General features: G+C 65.2%; 23 protein-coding genes. 11 read left to right on the forward strand and 12 right to left on the reverse strand.

The features are described 5' to 3' along the window. Positions 1-45 precede the first annotated feature (45 nt). The 3 genes from COA17_RS16120 to COA17_RS16130 all read right to left on the reverse strand — a co-directional run bounded on the left by COA17_RS16120 (position 46) and on the right by COA17_RS16130 (position 3,009). Entirely contained in the window at positions 46-342 is a 297-nt protein-coding gene (locus tag COA17_RS16120; RefSeq protein ID WP_007406840.1) for a hypothetical protein, read from the reverse strand. Between the two features lie 73 nt (positions 343-415). Further along, positions 416-2,383 (reverse strand): cytochrome c/FTR1 family iron permease, encoded by a 1,968-nt coding sequence (locus COA17_RS16125; RefSeq protein ID WP_018251218.1) that lies wholly within the window; start codon positions 2,381-2,383, stop codon positions 416-418. Then, on the reverse strand, positions 2,383-3,009 hold the full coding sequence (locus COA17_RS16130) for a cation efflux transmembrane domain-containing protein (RefSeq protein WP_004212870.1): 627 nt from the start codon (positions 3,007-3,009) through the stop codon (positions 2,383-2,385). The genes COA17_RS16125 and COA17_RS16130 overlap by 1 nt, the downstream gene beginning before the upstream one ends. Before the next feature lie 78 nt (positions 3,010-3,087). On the opposite strand from COA17_RS16130, the gene COA17_RS16135 reads away from it, so the two are divergent. Beyond that, complete coding sequence (locus COA17_RS16135) at positions 3,088-3,504, forward strand: MerR family transcriptional regulator (RefSeq protein WP_004212867.1); 417 nt, start codon at positions 3,088-3,090, stop codon at positions 3,502-3,504. Here the strand turns inward: COA17_RS16135 and COA17_RS16140 are convergent. The 3 genes from COA17_RS16140 to COA17_RS16150 form a co-directional block, all read right to left on the reverse strand. Beyond that, a complete protein-coding gene (locus tag COA17_RS16140) occupies positions 3,498-4,700 on the reverse strand; it encodes an aspartyl protease family protein (protein ID WP_081614886.1) in 1,203 nt (400 codons plus the stop codon). The two genes, COA17_RS16135 and COA17_RS16140, sit on opposite strands and share 7 nt — an antisense overlap. 262 nt (positions 4,701-4,962) lie before the next feature. Beyond that, complete coding sequence (locus COA17_RS20100; protein ID WP_081609171.1) at positions 4,963-5,184, reverse strand: GDCCVxC domain-containing (seleno)protein; 222 nt, start codon at positions 5,182-5,184, stop codon at positions 4,963-4,965. Then, positions 5,184-5,600, reverse strand: a complete 417-nt coding sequence (locus COA17_RS16150; RefSeq protein ID WP_017980799.1) for a mercuric transporter MerT family protein — start codon at positions 5,598-5,600, stop codon at positions 5,184-5,186. The genes COA17_RS20100 and COA17_RS16150 overlap by 1 nt, the downstream gene beginning before the upstream one ends. A 62-nt stretch (positions 5,601-5,662) precedes the next feature. Between COA17_RS16150 and COA17_RS16155 the strand changes: the two genes are divergently transcribed. Then, positions 5,663-6,079 carry a MerR family transcriptional regulator gene (locus COA17_RS16155; RefSeq protein WP_017980798.1) on the forward strand — a complete coding sequence of 139 codons (417 nt, stop codon included), beginning with the start codon at positions 5,663-5,665 and terminating at the stop codon, positions 6,077-6,079. A 73-nt stretch (positions 6,080-6,152) separates the two neighbouring features. Here COA17_RS16155 and COA17_RS16160 read toward each other — a convergent pair whose 3' ends face one another. Next, entirely contained in the window at positions 6,153-7,400 is a 1,248-nt protein-coding gene (locus COA17_RS16160) for a cytochrome P450 (protein ID WP_096613824.1), read from the reverse strand. 212 nt (positions 7,401-7,612) lie between these two features. Here COA17_RS16160 and COA17_RS16165 point away from each other — a divergent pair, with 212 nt between their 5' ends. After that, positions 7,613-8,134 (forward strand): DUF6118 family protein, encoded by a 522-nt coding sequence (locus tag COA17_RS16165; RefSeq protein ID WP_017980796.1) that lies wholly within the window; start codon positions 7,613-7,615, stop codon positions 8,132-8,134. 52 nt (positions 8,135-8,186) lie between these two features. On the opposite strand, the gene cueR is transcribed toward COA17_RS16165, so the two are convergent. Both cueR and COA17_RS16175 read right to left on the reverse strand, forming a co-directional pair. Then, positions 8,187-8,570 carry a Cu(I)-responsive transcriptional regulator gene (gene cueR / locus COA17_RS16170; RefSeq protein ID WP_017980795.1) on the reverse strand — a complete coding sequence of 128 codons (384 nt, stop codon included), beginning with the start codon at positions 8,568-8,570 and terminating at the stop codon, positions 8,187-8,189. Further along, positions 8,567-10,924: a heavy metal translocating P-type ATPase gene (locus COA17_RS16175; protein ID WP_371262954.1), complete on the reverse strand. Its 2,358-nt coding sequence runs from the start codon at positions 10,922-10,924 to the stop codon at positions 8,567-8,569. The genes cueR and COA17_RS16175 overlap by 4 nt, the downstream gene beginning before the upstream one ends. A gap of 331 nt (positions 10,925-11,255) precedes the next feature. Here COA17_RS16175 and COA17_RS16180 point away from each other — a divergent pair, with 331 nt between their 5' ends. From COA17_RS16180 to COA17_RS16190, 3 genes are all read left to right on the forward strand, one after another. Then, positions 11,256-12,569 carry a hypothetical protein gene (locus COA17_RS16180; RefSeq protein WP_017980793.1) on the forward strand — a complete coding sequence of 438 codons (1,314 nt, stop codon included), beginning with the start codon at positions 11,256-11,258 and terminating at the stop codon, positions 12,567-12,569. A 70-nt stretch (positions 12,570-12,639) separates the two neighbouring features. Next, on the forward strand, positions 12,640-13,518 hold the full coding sequence (locus COA17_RS16185; RefSeq protein ID WP_017980792.1) for a DUF4396 domain-containing protein: 879 nt from the start codon (positions 12,640-12,642) through the stop codon (positions 13,516-13,518). Positions 13,519-13,607: 89 nt separating this feature from the next. Then, positions 13,608-13,940, forward strand: a complete 333-nt coding sequence (locus COA17_RS16190) for a four-helix bundle copper-binding protein (protein ID WP_017980791.1) — start codon at positions 13,608-13,610, stop codon at positions 13,938-13,940. A gap of 45 nt (positions 13,941-13,985) precedes the next feature. On the opposite strand, the gene COA17_RS16195 is transcribed toward COA17_RS16190, so the two are convergent. The 3 genes from COA17_RS16195 to copC are packed head-to-tail and all read right to left on the reverse strand — an operon-like array spanning position 13,986 to position 15,607. After that, positions 13,986-14,255 carry a flagellar biosynthetic protein FliQ gene (locus tag COA17_RS16195; RefSeq protein ID WP_017980790.1) on the reverse strand — a complete coding sequence of 90 codons (270 nt, stop codon included), beginning with the start codon at positions 14,253-14,255 and terminating at the stop codon, positions 13,986-13,988. A 52-nt stretch (positions 14,256-14,307) separates the two neighbouring features. Next, positions 14,308-15,234 carry a copper homeostasis membrane protein CopD gene (gene copD / locus COA17_RS16200; protein ID WP_017980789.1) on the reverse strand — a complete coding sequence of 309 codons (927 nt, stop codon included), beginning with the start codon at positions 15,232-15,234 and terminating at the stop codon, positions 14,308-14,310. Positions 15,235-15,238: 4 nt separating this feature from the next. Beyond that, positions 15,239-15,607: a copper homeostasis periplasmic binding protein CopC gene (gene copC, locus COA17_RS16205; RefSeq protein WP_020486671.1), complete on the reverse strand. Its 369-nt coding sequence runs from the start codon at positions 15,605-15,607 to the stop codon at positions 15,239-15,241. Between the two features lie 127 nt (positions 15,608-15,734). On the opposite strand from copC, the gene COA17_RS16210 reads away from it, so the two are divergent. The 5 genes from COA17_RS16210 to COA17_RS16230 all read left to right on the forward strand — a co-directional run bounded on the left by COA17_RS16210 (position 15,735) and on the right by COA17_RS16230 (position 20,411). Then, positions 15,735-16,004, forward strand: coding sequence for a hypothetical protein (locus tag COA17_RS16210; protein WP_020486670.1), 270 nt, complete (start codon positions 15,735-15,737; stop codon positions 16,002-16,004). Further along, positions 16,001-16,441 carry a periplasmic heavy metal sensor gene (locus COA17_RS16215; protein ID WP_017980786.1) on the forward strand — a complete coding sequence of 147 codons (441 nt, stop codon included), beginning with the start codon at positions 16,001-16,003 and terminating at the stop codon, positions 16,439-16,441. The genes COA17_RS16210 and COA17_RS16215 overlap by 4 nt, the downstream gene beginning before the upstream one ends. Positions 16,442-16,451: 10 nt before the next feature. Next, entirely contained in the window at positions 16,452-17,021 is a 570-nt protein-coding gene (locus COA17_RS16220) for an RNA polymerase sigma factor (protein WP_018251214.1), read from the forward strand. A gap of 67 nt (positions 17,022-17,088) precedes the next feature. Continuing rightward, positions 17,089-19,122 carry a copper resistance system multicopper oxidase gene (locus tag COA17_RS16225; RefSeq protein ID WP_018251213.1) on the forward strand — a complete coding sequence of 678 codons (2,034 nt, stop codon included), beginning with the start codon at positions 17,089-17,091 and terminating at the stop codon, positions 19,120-19,122. Further along, complete coding sequence (locus COA17_RS16230) at positions 19,119-20,411, forward strand: copper resistance protein B (protein WP_043060765.1); 1,293 nt, start codon at positions 19,119-19,121, stop codon at positions 20,409-20,411. Before COA17_RS16225 ends, COA17_RS16230 begins: the two co-directional genes overlap by 4 nt. Positions 20,412-20,420 lie beyond the last annotated feature (9 nt).

The following is a 20,420-nucleotide window of genomic DNA, read 5'->3' on the forward strand; positions in this document are numbered from 1 at the left end:
GACGATGATCGACAGGGGCGCGCCAACGCACGCCCAAATCGGACGTCAGGCTTGGGGGGGCCTCAAATGGACCATGCCGGTGCGGCCGTCGAGCGACGCAGAGGCGGAGATTGTCGGCTTGGGCACTGTGAGGACGGGGGTATATTCCATCGTCGTGCGCGCAGGCGCGCCGACGTCGTGTCCGTGACAATAATTGTGATGATGCGGGACATTCTTGTCCGAGTCCGATGGCACCTGATCGATGTCACCGGCGGTATGGACCGTGAACTCAACGCCCGCGATGCTTCCCCCCGCCAGATCGGCGGCATGGGCCATGCCGGAGAAGCTGGTCAGGACCAGCATCAGGCATGTCAGGAAAGGCAAAAAGGCTCGCACTAGCTTGCCTCTATCACGGAAGGGTTTTCATGTCATTGCACTAATTCGAACCAAGGGTCACTGAGCCGGAACCCGAGCGGGATCGGTCGCGCCCGTTCCAGGCGAACCCGACCGCAATGGCGACCGCCATCAGGAGTTGCGCCAGCACCGATTGCCAAGTGGGAAACACGCCGAGCATCGACAGCCGTGGCACGTCCGCGAGCGGTGCGATGTTGATAAGGCCGGCTTCCTGGAGCGCGGCGACGCCTTTACCCGCCAGCACGACGGTCAGGACCGCCATGAGCCAGGAGCTATAGCGGAAGAACTGCGCGATCGGCAGCTTGCGACTGTAGCGAAGCATGGCCCAAGCGATCAGGCTGAGCAGTCCAATCGCCGACCCGGCCCCCGCGAGAAGCATCCCGTTGTCACCTTGCGCCGAAAGCGCGGCATAGAACAGGATCGTCTCGAAGACCTCGCGATAAACTACGACGAACGCCAGCCCGAACAGGAACCAGCCCGACCCGCCCGAGAGCGCCCGCGACATCTTCTCGCGAATATAGCGCTGCCACTGATCGGCCTGCGCCTTGCCGTGCATCCAAATCCCGACCGAGAGCAGCACGACCGCGGCGAACAGCGAGCCAAACCCTTCCGTCAGCTCCCGGCTCGCACCGCTGATCCCGATCGCATAGGTGGCGACCGCCCAGGTGATCCCGCCCGCGATGATCGCGCTGACCCAGCCGCCATGCACGTACCGCAGCGCCTCGCCGCGCTCGGCTTTACGCAGGAACGCGATCATGGCGACAACGATGAGCAGGGCTTCGAGCCCTTCACGCAGCAGGATCGTGAACGCGCCCAGGAACGTGGACGCTTCGGTGGCGGCATCAGGCGCGAGCGCCGCTTCCGCATCGTCGAAAAGGCCGCCCAGTACTGCGACCTTCTCCGCGAGATCATCGGGCGACGCGCCCCGGTCGATCGAGGCGCGGAACTCCCCCATCGCGCCCTCGATTCGACCCATCAGCGTCGCGTCGCGCGCGGTGAGTGTTGGCTCGATCGGCTCGAACCCATCGAGATAGGCCGACAGCGCCAGCTCTTTCGCCATGCGCGCATCGCCGCGCCGCGCAGCCGCCACGCTTTCGGCGAGTTTGGCGCGGGCGACCGCGAGCGAGCCGGGAGCCTGTTGTATCACCTGTTCGGGATGACGACGCAGGAACGCGAGCACGGCGTCAGCCTTGGCGTCGCCGATCGCCGCGCCGAGCGCGGCCGGGGTGAGCGCGACCAGGGTTTTCAGGTCCGGAATGCGCCGGCGAAGGGTCGGGTCGGATTTCCAAAGCCGCTCGCCTTCGCGCGCCTGCGCATCCGTGAAGGCGAAGCTCCCGGCTCGGAATGCTAACGCCCAGCGCTGATCGTTGGGCAGATCGGCGAAGCTCTGCATCGCGGTCCCGTCGATGCCTTGCGTCACCACCTGATAGAGCGCGAACACGCTGCGCTGGCGCGCGCGCTCGGCATCGGTGAAAGCAATCGGGGGCGTAGCGAGCTTGGCGGCGTCAGGGCCACGGCCGTTGCCCGTCATCCCGTGGCAGGACGCGCAGGATTGTCGGAACAGTGCATCGCTGGAGACGAGGTTCGGAGCCTTATCGGGCGCGAGCGGCACCGGGTAGGCGCGCAGCAGATCGGCCGCGAGCCCGTGCGCCAGTGTTGCCACCTGTTCAGTCGATCCCTTTTCCGCGATTACCGCTTGGAGGTTGGCGGCCCGCTGAATGAGGGCTTGGCGCTCCGGCTTCGCCGGCAGGCCTTGAAGCCGTGTCGAGACCGACGCGGCAAACTCATTCATTTCGGCGTATTCCGACGCGCTCTTGATCCGACCGTTCGCGACCGCGCCTCCATAATCGACGGCCATATAGTCGAGCAGCCGCCATGCGGTTTGCACGTCGCCGGGTTCGGCGAATGCCGCAGCAGGGATCAGCAGCGCAGCGAGCGCGGCGAGCAGCCGCAGCGAGAGCATTGCCCGGATCAAGGTGAGCAGACGCACTACCGCTCTCCCAGTTCGCGCCGAGCGCCAGTGACGATTTCATAAGCGGAGTGGAGGAACAGGAGGGCGATGAGGCCGGCGACGGCGAGGTCCGGCCAGGCGCTTCCTGTCCACGCCACCAGACCGGCCGCGGCGATCACCGCGACATTGGCGAGCGCGTCGTTGCGGCTGAACAGCCAGATCGCGCGAACATTGGCGTCCCCTTCCCGGAAACGCGCAAGCACCAAGGCGGACACGACATTGATCGCGAGCGCGACAACGCCGATTGTGCCCATCAGTTCGGCATCCGGCGCGGTTGCGTTCAGGGCGCGCCAAATCGCGAAACCGATTACGCCCACGCCAAGCGCACCGAGAAACAACCCCTGCGTCAGCGCGACCTTTGCCCTCGCCCGTGCGGACCAGGCAAGCGCGAGAAGACCGATAAGGCTGATCGACCCGTCCCCGAGAAAATCGAGGGAATCCGCTTTCAGCGCTTGGCTATCGGCGATGAACCCGCCGAACAGCTCGGCGACTCCGAAGCCGAGGTTGAGCACCACGACGGTCAGCAGCGCACGGCGATAGGCCGGATCGGTTTGCGCGCGCGCGGGCTCCCCGTGGCACCCGCAGCTTTCGGTAGAAGCATTCATGCGGCCTTCCTTACCACCTCCAGTCGCTGTAGAAGCAAGCGAAATGTGCGACACGTTCGCATAAGCAAGGATGGCATGATGAAGCCGGTGATGATTGGGCAGCTCGCCAGCGAGACCTCGACGAAGGTGACGACGATCCGCTTTTATGAGTCGATCGGGTTGCTCCGATCCGCCCCTCGCACGGCGTCGGGTCGCAGAACCTACGATGCCAGTGACATTGAGCGTTTGCACTTCATCCGCAACGGTCGCCGGCTTGGCTTCTCCGTCGACGAGATCCGTTCGTTGATGGGGCTGGCGCAGAACCCGGACCAGGATTGTGGTGCCGCCTCAGCTATCGCTGCTCAGCACCTCAAGGATGTGGAGGAGAGACTGGCGCAACTCGCGGTGTTGCGGGATGAGTTGGCAATGCTCAGCCAGAGCTGCACCAAGGCGCGCATGGCCGATTGTCGGATCATGAAGGCGATCGGCAAAGGCCACCCTCAAGCCGATCAATAATAATCGGCCAGCCTGAGCTCGCGCACATCACCCGAGGCCATCGTCAGCTTTACGAGGGTGCCAGCAGGCCGGGAGCGCACTTGCCAGAGCTCCCCACGCGTATAGTTCGCATCGATCGAATGGCCGTTCACCGCCACGATCCGGTCGCCGACCGCCCAGCCAGCCTTTTCCGCGGGACTGTTCGCCGCCACATGAACAACGGTGAGCGCCGTTGGTGAGGCTGCGAGGCCAAGGCCGCTACGGTCCTTCAGCATCGGCAGGCGACGACGAGGACCGAGTGGCCGGAGCCACACGAATCCGGCGGTCACGTCGAACACCACGTCGAATTGAGCGATCAGCGGTAGGCCGACATTGCCAACCGTGCTGGTGGAGAGCCAAGCTCTCATCCCGAGTGTGGGGACGTTCGAGACGCCAAGCCCTTCGATGTTGATGTTCTGGATCGTGAAAGCATCGTTGATACGCACACCATCGACGCCGCCGATCGCCGCGGTCGAGACGAGCTTCCCGTTCAACAGCCCTTGATCGCGGGCATAGGCCGACGAGAGCATCAGCGCGGCCGAGCTGCCAAGATCGATCATCAAGGGCACGGGAGACAGGCCCTCGACGGAGGCCCGGATGAACAGCTCCTGCTTGGCACCGCGTCCGAGCGCGACAGCGCGCCAGTCGGGGCCGGCGAGAAACGTGCCTGACTTGACGACCGCCATACGCCTGTTCGCGAAATCGAGCGCGATGCAGCTGCCCGTGAACATATCGGCACCGAGGAGAACGTCGATCGGTCGTCCGAAGGCCGCCGACACTGAACTCAGATCACCAACAACGGCAAAGGGTAAGCGACGGGTTTCGCGGGCGAGCTGTACGTCGATGTCGCGGACCAGCAGCACCGGGGCCTTGGCGCTCAGCCCGCTAATCATGCGCCGCTCACCATTGTTCAAGCCGAGCTTCGCCGCGAGCGCCGTGCTCATGATCGACGCGCCGCTGCCACTGTCGAGCACCGCCCGCGCCGGCACTCCGCGCACTTGTGCCGAAACAAGGAGGGTATCACCCGTGCCGACTTCCAGCGGCTCCCATTCGAGGTGAGCCGCGCCGAAGTTCCACGAGGCCGCAGACCGGGAAGTCTGTCGCGCGAGCGTTGGAGAACCGAGCACCAAGCCGGTTCCACAGGCCACCAACCGCGCCACTAATGAGCGTCGAGACATACCGATTGCTTCAACACGGGCCGTCAAAAAGCCACCTCCAGCCCCCCGTCCGCAGGAGAGCAAATTGCGGTTACATGCTCTAGCAACTGGAGGAGCAAGGGTTTTTGAAGCGCCCGAAATGCTATCCTGTTCAAATGCCCTCTCGAAAATGAGCAGTTGAGGCAGGTCAGGAACCGGTCGAATAAGACCGAAGTAGGCAATTTCGCTTGCGCGACCTTGGCGAGCAGGACCCCAGTTCACGAAGAAACGTGAAGCTATCGCCTCACCCGCAGCAGCCCGCCACAGTCCCGTTTGCTTTCGCTTCCTGGATCGGAGGGCATGGGACATCGCCAAATGAGCAGAACACGCAGCAGTCGCCAGCCAGGGGCCGCAGCACCACCGCGCAATGCCGGCAATCATAGAAGAATTGGCAGGCGTTGGTGGGCATCCTTTCGGTGGCCACCCCGCCGCATTTGGGACAGGTCAGGGTTGAGGTGAGCTGCATCAGGAAAGCGCGTTCATCAGCGGCGCTTCTAGGAGGTCCCAGGCGAACGCGATAAGCGTCAGAACCGTTCCAATCGCGAGCAGGATAGGTGTCGCGCGCGAGGGCAGCGGCATTGTGCAGGACCGGTCCCCAGCACAGGACCTCCGCCGCTGCGCGTAGGCCCACCACCCAGCAGCCAAGCCGATGAGGGAGGTCGCCGTTAGCGGCCACCGTAGTGGTATCAGCGCGGCGAAGTTGCTGGACAGGCCCGCCCCCAGGCCGAGCGCCGCGAGTGCGAGGGGCAGGACGCAGCATGACGCCGCAGCTAGAACAGCGGCTAAGCTCGCAAGCGCGCCGAGGGCGGATAGCCCCGTGTCGGCGCGACGTCGTGACGTTGGTGCGCCTAGGGGTTCACGCGGGATGGTCTCTTGGTTCATCTATCGCCTCTAGCGGGTTAGCCCGTTATGCATCCTGTAGTGACTACAGGAGCAAGCAATATATGCGCGTTGAGGAAAGCATCACGATCGGCGAGCTGTCTCGCCGGACTGGCGTGAATATCGAGACGATCCGGTACTTCGAGCGCGTTGGTGTTCTCGCAACGCCACCCCGCACAAGCGGCGGGCGGCGGGTATATGGGACCGGTCACGTCCGCGCACTTGGGTTCGTCCGTCGCGCGCGCGAACTCGGCTTCTCCCCGGCCGAGGTGCGCGCGATCCTGTCTCTTGGCGGTTCTGCGCAGGCGTCATGCAGTGAGGTCCGCGAGATCGCGGCTCACCATCTAGAGCGTGTGCGCGCTAAGATGGAGGATCTGGCGCAACTAGAAAGCCTGCTGGCTGCGACCATCGACCGTTGCGAAGGCGACGGGGCGGCGAGGTGCGCCGTGATCGACTTGCTGAACCAACATTCGACTGCGTAGATGTCGCATCGCACTCCGTACTCGCGCAAACGGTCGATAACGGAGCCGATCACCATCACCACGGCACGCGGCCCTAGCCACCTATGTGGACGTTGCGCATCACGAAGCCGCTTTTCGGAAGCGCTGGCAGCCTGGCGAAATCGATGCTCAGGTCTTGGTCCGGTACGTCATAGCGCATCGCGTTGACGAGGAGGTGTGCCGCCACCTTCATGATCGCGAGGACGATCCATTCGCCGGGACAGCGATGGCCGAGATAGTGATCGCCGCCGCCCTGCGGAATGAAGGTGAAGGAGTCTTCGTCCCAAGCCCTGAAACGCTCAGGGCGAAACTCCTGGGGGTCGGCCCAGGTCGCTGCGTCGTGATTGCTCCCATAAAGGTCTAGCACCACTTGACGCCCTTCCGGAAAGGCCATCCCCTCCCACTCGAAATCTTGGCTCGCGCGCGCCACCACAGCGGGAAAGAAGGGATAGAATCGGCGGACCTCTTGGACGAAGAGCTCGGCATAGTCCGGCTGCTGAACCAAGGCCGCCCTGATCCCTGAACAGGTTTGCAGCGCGTGGGCGACGAAGGTGATGTACACTGCGATCGCGACGGTCGGGCGAAGGACATTTACCAGTTCGACCGCTGCGACGTGCGGCGAAAGAAGATCGTCGTGCCGGTCGCGATGCCAGGCTATCGCGTAAGCCGCGGTCCCCGAGCCCGAGCCGATGCTCCCGGCCCGAATGCCTTCAATGATCCGCTTCGCCCATGCGTCGACGCGACGACGGGCCAGCCGTGACCAAAGATGCCTTGGGCTCGCCGAGCCGGCGGCGTCGAACAGCGCCCGCAGCTCGCCCGCGCGGTTGCCGGCTTCATCGTCCGGAAGAGGAACTCCCGCCCAAGCGCATACCGCTCGCGTCAGCGGCTCATGCAACTCGTCATAGAAGACGATCTCTCCTTTGCGCGTCCAGCCCGGCACCGCCCTGCGCCACTCGGCCTCGAACAATTGCGCCAGCGCCCGCACGCGCTCTGGTGTCATCAGGCCCATGAACATCTGCTTGCGGTGCCGATGGGTCTCGCCGTCCAGACCCTGAACGCCGCCTTGGCCCAGCAGTGTCTTCTGAATAGCGACCGGCATGGCACCTTCGCGCTCGAAGCGGGTCGTATCGTAGAAGATTTCGGCGGCCTTGGCCCCCTTAAGGCAGTTGGTCTTTTTCAGCAGGAAACGGGATTCAAAAGCGTTTGCGCCTAGGCGCTGGCACTGCCTGGAGATGAACCGATAGGGATCGGCGAGGAGAGAAAGGGTTTCGTCCGGGCCTTTCGTGTGTGGTGTCTTAGGCATGACCGGTCCGGTGATTGTTGGGTCTCCTTTGATTAACTCGGAGGAATATCACGGGTTGCAGGCTCACGACAGGTGACGAACGAGGACGATCAGGGCGGAGCAGGCGCGGCCGAGGCGTTCGAGGCCATGCGCGGCGAGCTGGCGCTGCGCCGTGGAGGGCTTGGCGGCCGAGCGCGGCGATCGACATACCCGACCATACCGAGACGCTTGGCGTGCTCCAGCAGAACGTGAACACGGCAGGCGAGAACGTCGCGCGCATCGGCCAATTCCTGAAAGCGGCCCCGGCGCTGGCGATGACGCCGGAGCAGATGGCGCAGCGCATCGCCGCGGCGGGCAGCGCCGCCCGGCGCGAGGATCAGGCGGCGCTCGCCAAGGCGGGCGAGGACAAGGCCCGCATCATGGCCGATCTTCGCGCCATCGCCGGGTCCGCATGGACACGCGCCGACCAGAAGAATCGGCAGCTATGGTTTGCCCTGGGTGGGGTGGCGGCCGGCATCCTCGCATGGGCGATCGTGCCGGGCCTGGTCGCGCGCGAGATCGCACCGGCGAGCTGGCAATGGCCCGAGCGCATGGCGGCGCGGACGCTCGACTTGCCCCGCTGGGAAGCCGGGCAGCGTATGATCCAGAGCGCCAGTCCCACCGCGTTCCGCGCCATCGTCGGGGCCGACAGGATCGTGACGGCCAACCGCGCGGCGATCGAGGGGTGCGGCAAAGCCGCAGCGCGAAACGCGTGAAACGGTGCGACGCACGATCACGCTCAAGTGGAGTAAAAGTTAGCCGCGCAAGTTATTCAGCCAAGCGTTCGATGATCGGACAATCAGGCCGATCATCGCCATGACAGGCTTGGGCGAGCCCGGTAAGCGAGCGGCGCATGGCGTCCAAGACGCGGACCTTGCGGCCCAGTTCGGCAGCGCGGGCTTCCGCCAGCGTCTTCACTTCCGCGCTCGACCGATCGCGATCCGACCACAGCCCCAGCAGCGTGCGGATTTCCTCGATCGGGAACCCCAGGTCGCGCGCGTTGGCGATAAATCGCAGCCGATGAACGTCAGCGTCGGCGTAGTCCCGGTAGTTCCCGCGCCGTGGCGGCGCGGGCACCAAACCAATCTTTTCATAGTGGCGGATCATGCGTTGGGAGACGCCGCTGGCGTCCGACGCCGCTCCGATGTTCACAGCTTTACCGCGTTGAGCCGCAGTGCGTTCAGGACCACGGTGAAGGACGAGAGCGCCATCGCTGCACCGGCCAGCATCGGCGACAGCAGGATACCGGCAACCGGGTAAAGCACGCCGGCCGCAACCGGCACGCCGATTCCGTTGAACAAGAACGAGAAGAACAGGTTTTGGCGGATATTTCGCATCGTCGCGCGAGCGAGCTTGCGGGCGCGCACGATCGCCGAGAGATCGCCGCGCGTGAGCGTCATGCCGGCGCTTTCGATCGCCACGTCTGTTCCCGTTCCCATCGCCAAGCCGACATCCGCGGCGGCGAGCGCCGGGGCGTCGTTGATCCCATCGCCCGCCATTGCGACCCTTGCGCCGCTCGCTTTCAGCTCGCCGATGATACGCGCCTTGTCTTCCGGCAGCAGATCGGCGCGCACGTCATCAAGACCGCCCACGGCGCGCGCGACAGCATCGGCCGTCCCACGATTGTCGCCGGTGAGCATGACGACCCGCAGGCCCTCCTTGCGAAGCGCGGCAATAGCGTCGCGCGCCGATGCGCGCACCGGATCGGCGACTGCGAGCAGACCGGCGAGCGCCCCGTCGATCGCGACGAGGATGATGCCCGCGCCTTCGCCACGGTGACGATCGGCCGCGGCGTCGACCGGCTTGAGATCAGCGCCGATCCGGCTCATTTGCACCGCATTGCCAATCACGACCGAGCGGCCGCCCACCGTGGCGCTGACACCCAGCCCGGTTTGCGAGGCAAAGTCCGCGACTGTGCCGAGCTGCAATCCTCGTTCTTTGGCGGCAACGACGATTGCGTGCGCGAGCGGATGTTCGGATTGGCCTTCGACGGCCGCGGCAAGCGCGAGCATGTCGTTCTCTCCGACCGCGCTGACCGTCTCGACCGCGATCAGCTTGGGCTTGCCTTCCGTGAGCGTACCCGTCTTGTCGATGACAAGGGTATCGACCTTTTCCAGCCCCTGTAAGGCTTCCGCGTTCTTCACCAGCACGCCGGCCTGAGCGCCGCGTCCCGTGCCGACCATGATCGACATGGGCGTGGCGAGCCCGAGCGCGCACGGGCAGGCGATCACCAGCACTGCGATGGCGTTAAGCAGGGCATGGCCCATGCGCGGCTCAGGGCCGACCAGCGACCAAGTGATGAAGGTCGCAATCGAGATCAGCACGACGAGCGGCACGAACCATCCTGAAACCCGATCGGCGACCGCCTGTATCGGGGCGCGGCTTCGCTGCGCTTCCGCGACCATGCGGACGATACGCGCGAGCATCGTGTCCGAACCAACCGCGCGGGCTTCCATCACCAGGCTGCCCGTCCCGTTGACGGTGCCCCCGGTAACGATCGCCTCGACTTCCTTGAGGACCGGCGCGGGTTCGCCGGTGAGCATGGCTTCGTCGACCGACGAACGACCCTCGACCACGACGCCATCGACCGGGATGGCTTCACCGGGGCGGACCCGCAGCCGGTCACCGGTTGCCACGTCGGCAAGCCCGACTTCTTCTTCAGAACCGTCAGGCTGCAAGCGTCGCGCCGTCTTGGGGGCGAGATCCATGAGAGCGCGGATCGCGCGCCCTGTCGCCGCCCTAGCGCGCAGTTCGAGCACTTGCCCGAGCAGCACCAGTGTCACCACGACGCCGGCCGCCTCGTAATAGACGGGAACCATGCTCCCATGCGTGCGGAAGGTCGCTGGGAAGATGCCCGGCGCGAGCGTCGCGACCACGCTATAGAGGAAGGCGGCACCTACGCCGATCGCGATCAGTGTGAACATATTGAGATGGCGGGTACGAAGCGATGTCCACCCCCGCTCGAAAAACGGCCAGCCCGCCCACAGCACGATCGGCGCGGTGAGTGCGAGCTGGACCCAAGGCGAGGCCGCAGGGCTAACCACATGCAGGCCTAACATTTCCGCGAACATCGAGACGACGAGCAGCGGGATCGTGAGCGCGCCCGCCACCCACAGTCGGCGCGTGAAGTCGACCAGCTCAGGGTTGGGAGTATCGTCGAGCGACGGTTCTTCGGGTTCGAGCGCCATGCCGCAGATTGGGCAAGTTCCCGGCCCTTCCTGGCGAATTTGCGGGTGCATCGGGCACGTCCACATCGCCCCCGGCGTCGCCATCGGCTCCGGTTTCGGCTTATCGCTCAGATAGGCGTCAGGATTGGCGACAAACTTGCTCCGGCACCCTGCGCTACAGAAATGATAGGCATGACCAGCGTGCTCGGCATGGTGTGTCGTTTTTGCGGGATCGACCGTCATGCCGCACACCGCGTCGATCACTGCTGCTGCGGCATCGTTGTCCTTACTGCCCGAGCAGCAGCCGCCCGCTTCGGTGTGATGATGTTCGTGCTCGATCTTTGCGGGAGCGGCCGAGCCGCCCCCGCAACAGGATGAGGGCGTGGAGACCGATTCAGGCGCAGGCTTCGAACAGCCGCAACGCCCGGCTTGGGAATGGTAATGAGGGTCGTTCATGGCAAGACTCCTTCGACCCGAGAGCATGTAGGGTATGACACCGTGTTAGGGTCAAGGCCCTGTCGGCACCGCTGGCGTGTATGTTGAATCTACGCGCGGGAGCGGCGTTGCCCTCATATTGCGGGGGCCAGCTCTACACCCTCGACGCCATAAGGGCCGCAGCTTAGGTCTATTACTAGCTCGCCAAACGCGGGCCGGGGGCAATCGGGGACATATGGCAGCGCAGATCGACAGTCTTTCTACTGGCACCGACCATGACGGCCTGGTGCGCCGCTTAATTGCCCGCTGGCGTGACGATCAGGGCGCGACCTATCGGAGCTGGTTTCTTTGGGACGAGCGGTTGAAGAACTTCCGATCAATCCGGCGCGGCATCACCCAGGTTGTCGGCGAGATCGAGCGCGGCACGTTCGGCGTCGCCTACCGCGGATCGTCGCTCGAAACCGTCGTCCATTCCGTCGCCGAGCAGCGGCAAATCTTCAAGGGCGCGGACCATGCGTTCCTCTGGAAGCCGAAGCTCCGCATCCCCGACATTTACGAGAGCCCCGACAATCAGCGCGCGTTCGGCCGCTTGCTCGACGCCTGTTCCTGTTGCGACACGGCCGAGGAGATCATCAGCCATATCCACGCGATCGACCGTTTGAAGATCAAGGGGCTGGGTCCGGCGGTCGCCAACCTCCTCTACTTCCTTCACCCGACGCTGGTGCCGCCCTTCAACACCGCAATCGTTAAGGGCTACAACGCGCTGACGGGGGCGAATGTGAAGCTCGGGAGCTGGGAGCATTTTCTGGCGATGCGGACCGGCATCCTCGATCTCAACGACCGCTTCCGCGAGCTGCTATCGAATGATTTAGGCGCGATCGGCGGTCTGTTGTTCGACATCGGCTCCGATCGCTATCCGGCTCCGCCCCTCGACGTGAGCGGCGCGACGCTGGCGAGCTGGGGGCAGCGGCTTGAGGCGGCGCGCGAGGAAGCGCGCACGCTCAGCAAGGCCGCTCAGCGCGAGGGCGAGAACGAGCGCACCCATACCGAAATCCAGGCATGGCTTCGCGATCTAGGGTTGGCGCTCGGCTATGACGTATGGATCGCCGCGAACGACCGCAGCCGCGCCTTCGACGGATCACCCTTGGGCGCAGGATGCCTTGAGCGCCTGCCCGACACGATCGCGACGTCGAAGGGCGCTGACTCGATCCGGCTGATCGACGTGCTGTGGCTTGAGAAGGCCGGCGATCATGTCGCCGCGGCGTTCGAGGTGGAGCATTCGACCTCGATCTATTCGGGCATCGTCAGGATGCTCGACCTGGCCTTGAGCGGTGGCGACCTTCACGCGACCGCGGGGCTGTTCCTTGTCGCGCCCGACGCGCGCGAGACGGACGTTCGCGCGCAGTTGCAGCGGCCCGCGTTCAGCCGCGTAGCCGACCTCGACATATCCTACCTGCCCTATGGCGAGCTGGAGAAGAACCGGGAGGCCATCGCGCGGTTCGGATCGGGACTGAAAGCGATCAAGGCCGTTTCCAGCAAGCTCGCCTAGCCCGCTCCGCGCAAGGGATGATCCGGAGAGCCGCGTATCCTCTAGCATGTAGAGGAGTGCTGCCGTGACGATGCCATCCCCGGCCCCCTGGCTCGACGCCGTGCTGATCGGGTGGTTCGTGCTGACCGCCCTTTCGGTCGCTTACGTCGCGTGGGATGCCTTCACCCGCAACCCCGAGCTGCGCGTGATGAAATGGGGGTGGCTGTTGGTCACGCTCTATGGTGGCCCGATCATGGCCGCGGCCTATGTCCTGTCCTGCCAGGAGCCGGCGAACGAGCGGCACGAGGATTTCGTTCGACCGCTCTGGAAGCAGGCGTTCGGCTCGGCCATCCATTGCATGGCGGGCGATGCAACCGGCGTCATCGCCGCAGCCGCGATCACCACGGCGCTCGGCCTGCCGATGTGGCAGGACGTGATCGCGGAATATGTGTTCGGCTTCGCGTTCGGACTGCTGATTTTCCAGGCGCTTTTCATGCGCGACATGGCGGGCGGTTCCTATTGGGGCGCGCTTCGCATGTCGTTCATCCCCGAATGGCTGTCGATGAATGCCGTCATGGCCGGCATGATCCCGACGATGGTGGTGTTGATGAGCCGCGACATGGCCGCGATGCACGCCAGCTCGCTCCGCTTTTGGGGCGTCATGTCGCTGGCGACACTCGTCGGGTTCGCAGTCGCCTATCCGATCAACCTTTGGCTGGTTGGCGTGCGCTTGAAGCACGGCATGGGCACGGTGCGCGCGCTGGGGCATGGCGGACACGAAGTCGGCGCGGACCGGCAATCGGCCACGCCGATGCCGGACATGGGACACGACGCAATGGCAGGGATGAGCGGCATGGCGGCCGGCGCGCGCGTGACCGGACCTCAGATCGCCGCGATGACAGTGTTGACGCTCATCATGCTTGGCGCGGGCATCATCGTTGCGACGCTGTTCGGTCGGTGGGCCATGTAACTTGCCGCGAACGACGGAGATCGCGGCAAGGGGTGATCGCGCGGCGCGCGTATCTAGGAACAGGCGGGGGCTCATACGGAGATAATGCGATGCACCAGATCGACCCCGGCATGAAGGCGTGCATGGACGCCTGCCACGAATGCCATGTGACCTGTCTTCACATGGCGATGAACCATTGCCTCGAAATGGGCGGCCAGCACGCCGCGCCCGAGCATATGAAGATCATGGCCGACTGCGCGCAAATTTGCGCGGTTGCGATCGACTTCATGGCGCGCAAGTCCGCCCACCATCAGCATATCTGCCGCGAGTGTGCCGAGATCTGCCGGGCTTGCGCAGCGAGCTGCGAGGCCCTGGGCGGCATGGAGGATTGCGTGGCAGCGTGCCGGAAGTGCGCCGATTCCTGCGATCGGATGGCGGCATAGCGGGGCTTGCGCGGGCGGTCGCCCGCCCGCGCAGCTATCTGCATATCAACGGCCCATGCTCGCGATCACAGCGAACAGCTCGGCCGTGAACTTGGTCAGGAGCTCGGTCGCTGCGCTCCCGAAAATCACCAAACATACGCCTAGCGCGATCAGCTTAGGCACGAAGCTCAGCGTCTGTTCGCTAATCGACGTCGCCGCCTGGATGATGCTGATTATCAGCCCGACGATCATCATCGGCACGAGCAGCACCACGCAGATCAGGCCGGCCACGGCCAGCATCCTCCCCGTCTCGTCGAGCAGGATCGACTGATCCATCAGGCGCGGCCCCGTGAACGGCCGGGGACCGCGAGGGCTCCCCGGCCGCGCATCACATCGCCGATGCAGGCGGCGCGAGCGTCCCGAGCCAGGCGATCAGCCCGAGAACCGCGATGACACAGGCGGTTTCGATCGCCAGACTTGTCCGCAGCGCGCCGAGGGCGCCCTTGTGATCGTCCGCTGCGATCGACCGCTCGAATGCCGGCGTGAGCCGGAAGCGGTTGAGCGAGGCGAGCCCTAGCATGGCGACGAACAGCGCCAGCTTTGCGATCAGGAGCTGACCATAGAGCGTCGCAGGAAGCGTGGCGAGGTTGCCGATCCCGACCAGCATCCAGCCGTTGACCAGGCCGGTGACGAGGATCGTGCCGACCACAACCGTCCCGATCGCGCCGAACCCGTGCAGCGCGCGGTGCGTCAGCCCCAGATGCGCCGCGTCTACGCGCGCCGCGGGTCGGGAGACGAGCAGGAGCAGCCCCAGTAGTGCGCCAACCCAAGCGCCCGAGGCGATCAGATGGAGAATGTCGACGATGAGGTGGACCCAGCCCATCACGGCTTCGTCCATCGCGCCGTGTCCGGTCCACGCCAGCGTTGCGAGTGCCACGGCCGAGCAGAGCGCGACGATGCTCAGCCAGATGCCGCGCCCGCCCGCGACCAGCGCTGCCAGCGCCGCGAGGGCCACCATGACCATGCGCAGCTTCCATGCTGCTCCGATCGCAGAGCCGGTGAGCAGCGCGCCGACTGCTTCACGGTCGATCGGCCAGGCCGGCGTTCCGGCCATTGAGGAGGCCATCAGCACGACCCAGGCGCCTGAAAACAACAGGCTCAGGCCAGCGCTGGCGATGAACCAGGGACGCAGCGCGAGCGCGTCGCCGCGCTCGCGCGCCCGCAGCCCATAAAGGCTGAATGCGGCAAGGCCGAACAGCGCAGCCAGCGTCACGTAGAGCGCGAAGCGGACGCCGATAAGCGACCAGTCCCCCATCGCCTCACTTCACCGCGAAGACGTAGGTTCCTGCGACCTTGTGGGTGTCGGTCGAGACGACATTCCACGCGACGCTATACCGACCCGATGGGAGCGGCGATTTCGGGGTGATGACGAGGGTCCGGCCATCGGACGAGAGCGCGGAGGCGCTGGCCATCTTCATGGCTGCCATGCCGGGCATCGCTGCCATCGTGAGATCGGCCTTGGAGAAGGCTGGCATCAGCTTCTCGCTGAAATGAAGTTCGATACGAGCGGGCTTCGCGACCGTCGCATTGGCGGCCGGCGATGCCGACACCAGCTTAGGATGGGCGTTCGCCGTTCCGGCGAACATGACGAGAGCGGCAGCAGCAGTCAGAACGGATAGGCGGCGCATAGGGGGCCTTTCGACAGGAGGGTTCCTGTCCTTCATTACGCGCCCCGATCGACCACCCCTCACGGATGGATTTGAGGGATGGGCGCGTCGCTTGCGTAATCCATGCTAGAGGGGTGGAGTGAACGACATGGACCTCGACGCAGTATTGATGAGGCTGGCGCAAGCACCCGTGCCCGCGAGCCTTGATGGCATGGAAGATCGCGTGCTGGCGCGGGTCGCCGCACGTCCAGCGGCGCGCGCCGGCTTAGGCGTTGGGGCAATGACGATCGCTGCGGCGCTCGTCATGGGCATCTTCGGTGCCGGTGTGCCCGCGAAGGAAGCCAGCGCGGCTTCGCTATCGCCCTTGGGGCCGGTGTCGCCGCTCGCGCCCTCCACGCTGCTCGTCGGCGTGCAATGAGCGGCCGCATCCGCCTTCTGCTTGGCATTGTCGCGTGCTTCATCGCCGCGATCATCGGTGTGTTCGTGGGGCGGGCGCTACTTCCGCCACGTGCCCAGCCCGGCTCGGAGCTGCACGACGTGCTGCATCATAAGCTGGCGCTGGACGCCAACCAGGAAGCGCGACTTGAAGTGCTGGAGCAGCGTTTCGCCGTGCAGCGGCGCGCATTCGAGCTGGAATTGCGGGCGAACAATGCCCGGCTCGCTGAAGCGATCGAGGCCGAGCATGGCAACGGGCCGCGCGTCGCCGCAGCGGTCGACCAGAGCCACGCCGTCATGGGCGAGCTCCAGAAAGCGACGCTGGCGCACATCTTCGCCATGCGCCAGCTCTTGCGGCCCAATCAGACCGGCCAGTTCGATCAGGCCGTGGTGAAGGCGCTCACCGACGACGCACGTTGAGGTTCGGCGCGTGAGCCTCGACTGGACCACGCTTACGGACGGCGAGCTGGCGACCCTCAGCATCGCCGGGCGCGAAGCCGCCTTCGCCGAGATCATGCGCCGCCATCGGCAGTCAATCTTCCGCATGGTGCGCGCGTGCGTCGGCGAGGCCGACGAGGCGCTGGACCTTCTGCAGGAGACCTTCGTCGCGGCGCATCAGGCCCTGCCCCGCTACGACGGCGATCGATCGATGCGCGCGTGGCTATCGACGATCGCGATCAACAAGTGCCGCGATTGGGGGCGCAAGCGCACCGTGCGGCGCTTTCTGGCGTTCGCCGCACCGATCGGCCCGGAAGCCGAAGCCATTGCAGACGACCAGGTGGCGATCGACGACGCGACGGGCGACCGACAGGAACTCGACCGCGTGACGCGCGCCATTGCGGGCTTGCCGACCGCATTGAAGGAATCCTTGGTGCTGCGCACGATCGAGGGGTTGAGCCAGGCTGAAACCGCGGCAGTGTTGTCGATCAGCGAAAAGGCGGTAGAAACCCGCCTCTATCGCGCGCGATCGAAGTTGCTGGAGCGATTGGGCGGGCGCTGAGGGATAGCGCCCTGAGCTGCGTATCAAGGCTAGAGGGACACTCCCGTTCGAGAGCCTTGAGGACCGTATGAGCCGCACTATCGATCGCCGCCAGATGCTTCGCGGCGCCGCCCTTGCTGGCGGTGGCATGGCGCTGACCGCCTATATGCCCGCGTGGGCGCAGCCTGTCTCGGGCGGGATCGTCAAACCGCTGCCGACCGTCTCGGGCACTGACATCGCGCTGACGATCGACAGTTTCAGACTTCCCGTCGACGGCAAGTCGACGCCCGCAATCGGCGTCAACGGCACGGTGCCGGCCCCTCTCATTCGCTTGAAGGAGGGGCAAAAGGTCCGCCTCTCCGTCACCAACAATCTCGACGAGGACAGTTCGATCCACTGGCATGGGCTGCTCGTGCCGTTCGCGATGGACGGCGTGCCCGGCATCAGCTTCCCCGGCATCAAGGCGCGCTCGACCTTCATCTACGAGTTCCCGATCATCCAGTCGGGCACCTACTGGTATCACAGCCATTCCGGCGAGCAGGAGCAGGGCGGACTTTACGGGCCGATCGTGATCGACCCGGCCGGTGCCGATCCGATCGCGTTCGACCGCGAGCATGTGATCGTGCTGTCCGACCACAGCCAGATGACCGGCGAGCAGATTTTCCGGAAGCTGAAGCAGATGGGCGGCGCCTATTTCAACTATCAGCGGCCGACCCTCGCGGGCTTGCTCGCGGGTCGGGAAATGCCGCTCAAGGACCGGATCGAGTGGGGAAAGATGCGAATGGACCCCGCCGACATCGCCGACGTCACCGGCTCGACCTATACCTTCCTGGTCAACGGCTACGGGCCGTATGACAACTGGACGGGGCTGTTCAAGCCGGGCGAGCGGGTCCGCTTGCGGATCATCAACGCCGCGGCGCAGACCAACTTCAACGTCCGCATCCCCGACCTGCCGATGACCGTCGTGCAGGCCGATGGGCAGAATGTCCGTCCGGTGAAGATCGACGAGTTCCAGATCGGCGTTGCCGAGACGTTCGACGTGATCGTGACGCCCGAGGACCGGGCCTACAGCTTCGTCTCCGAGGCTATCGATCGCTCCGGCATGGGCCGGGCGACGCTCGCCCCGCGTGAGGGGATGGTCGCCCCGGTCCCGCCGCTTCGTCCGCGCACGCTGCTGACCATGACCGATATGGGCATGGACATGGGGAGCATGGGCGGGATGCAGGGCATGTCCGGCATGAAGGACGAGAGCCCGGTCGCCACGCGCGGGCCGGACCCCACCTTGATGCAGAACGCCTCGCGCAATCTTTGGAAGCTGACGGGCTGGAAGGGGCCGACCGATCACGGGACGGTCGCGGCAGGCGCAGCGATGGCGGGCATGTCCGGCATGTCGGGCATGGACCACAGCCAGATGGGCGGCGCTGTAATGCCCGGGATGGACCATAGCCAAATGGCAGCGGGCGGTGCTGGCATGGCCGGCATGGACCATAGTGCCATGTCGGGCGGATCGGGCCAGGCTGGCGGCATGGCCGGGATGGACCACGGGTCGGGTGGCGGCATGAACATGAACATGCGCGACCCGAAGAATGCGCCGGGCGTGAAGATGGGGCCGGGCGTGCAGACCATCTCCCCGATGCCGAAGGACCGTAGCGGTGAACCGCCCCAGGGTCTGGAGGGCCTGGATCACCGCGTCCTCACCTATCGCGACCTCGTTTCGCTCGCGCCCAACCCCGACGTGCGCGCGCCGTCGCGTCAGTTCGAGATCCATCTGACCGGTAACATGGAGCGCTACATGTGGGGCTTCGACGGGCAGAAGCTGAGCGATCCCGCCGACCCCATCCCGTTCCGCAAAGGCGAGCGGGCGCGGGTGACGTTGGTCAACGATACGATGATGCCGCACCCCATCCATCTCCACGGCCATTTCTTCGAGCTGGTGACGGGGCACGGCAATCATGCGCCGCGCAAGCACACCGTCAACGTGCCGCCTGGAGGCAAGATGACCTTTGATCTGACCGCCGATGCACCCGGCGATTGGGCGTTCCACTGTCACAATCTCTACCACATGACCGCAGGCATGATGCGCGTCGTCACCGTTCGCCCGTTCGCGGGAGAGGCGGCATGAACCGGCTGACCGCGGCGCTCGCCGCCGCCACCATGCTCGGCATCGCCGGTCCTGTCGCCGCTCAGTCGATGCAGGGCATGGATCATTCGGCAATGCCGGGCATGACCATGCCGATGCCTGCGAAAAAGAAGCCGGTGGTGAAGCCCACGGCCAAAGGCAAGCCGGCCAAGACTAGGTCAGCTCCTGCGAGGCGACCATCAGCTTCGACGACGAAACGCCGCGCCGCGCCAACGGCCGGCATGAATGGTATGGATCACGGGACCATGCCGGGCATGGATCACTCGTCTATGCCCGGCATGGACCATGCGGCTCCGCAGGGCTCACAGCAGGGCATGGAAGCCATGCCGGGGATGCAGATGCCCGGAAACGGCCAAACGGTCCCTCAGGGCTCCCAGCAGCCGATGCAGGGCATGGACCATTCGGCGATGCCGGGGATGACCATGCCAGCCGACCAGCACAGCGGCCACGACATGCAGGGCATGTCGGGAATGGCCGGAATGCCAGGCATGGCGGCCGATGGGGTGCAGCAGACTGGCACCGCGCTTCCCGCAGGAAACGCCCCCGCCCCGCCCCTGCCGACCGACCATGCGGCCGACAGCGTTTACGGCGCGGACGCGATGGCGATGGGTCGCCATCACCTTCAGCAGCATCACGGCGGTCAAAACTTCAGCCAGGTGCTATTGAACCTCGCTGAGTATCAATTCCGCAACGGTCGTGACGGCTATCGCTGGGATGGCGAGGCGTGGTTCGGGGGTGACATCAACCGCCTCTTCATCAAGTCTGAGGGCGAGGGAGCCTTCCGCGAGGGCATCGAGAGCGCCGAGGTGCAGGCGCTCTATAGCCGGACCATTGGCCCTTATTTCAATCTACAAGCGGGTGTCCGCCAGGATTTGGGGCCGTCCCCGAAACGCACCTATGCGACCGTCGGGCTGGAGGGGCTGGCACCGGGCTTCTTCGAGCTAGAGGGCGCGGTATTCCTGTCCAACAAGGGCGACCTGCTAGGGCGGCTTGAGGGCTATTACGACCAGCGCATCACCCAGCGGCTGATCCTGCAACCGCGCGCCGAGCTCAATTTCGCTGCGCAGGACGTGCCGGAAAACCGGATCGGATCGGGCCTATCCAACGCCGAGCTTGGATTGCGGCTGCGTTATGAGATCCGGCGCGAGTTCGCCCCCTATGTCGGCGTGTCATGGGATCGCCGCTTCGGCGACACCGCCCGCTACGCGCGCGCCGATGGGGATCGCGCAACGTCCAAGAGCATCGTCGCCGGCGTTCGTGTCTGGTTCTGATCGATGGAG

This window comes from Sphingomonas ginsenosidimutans (genome assembly GCF_002374835.1).
GTDB lineage: Bacteria > Pseudomonadota > Alphaproteobacteria > Sphingomonadales > Sphingomonadaceae > Sphingomonas > Sphingomonas ginsenosidimutans.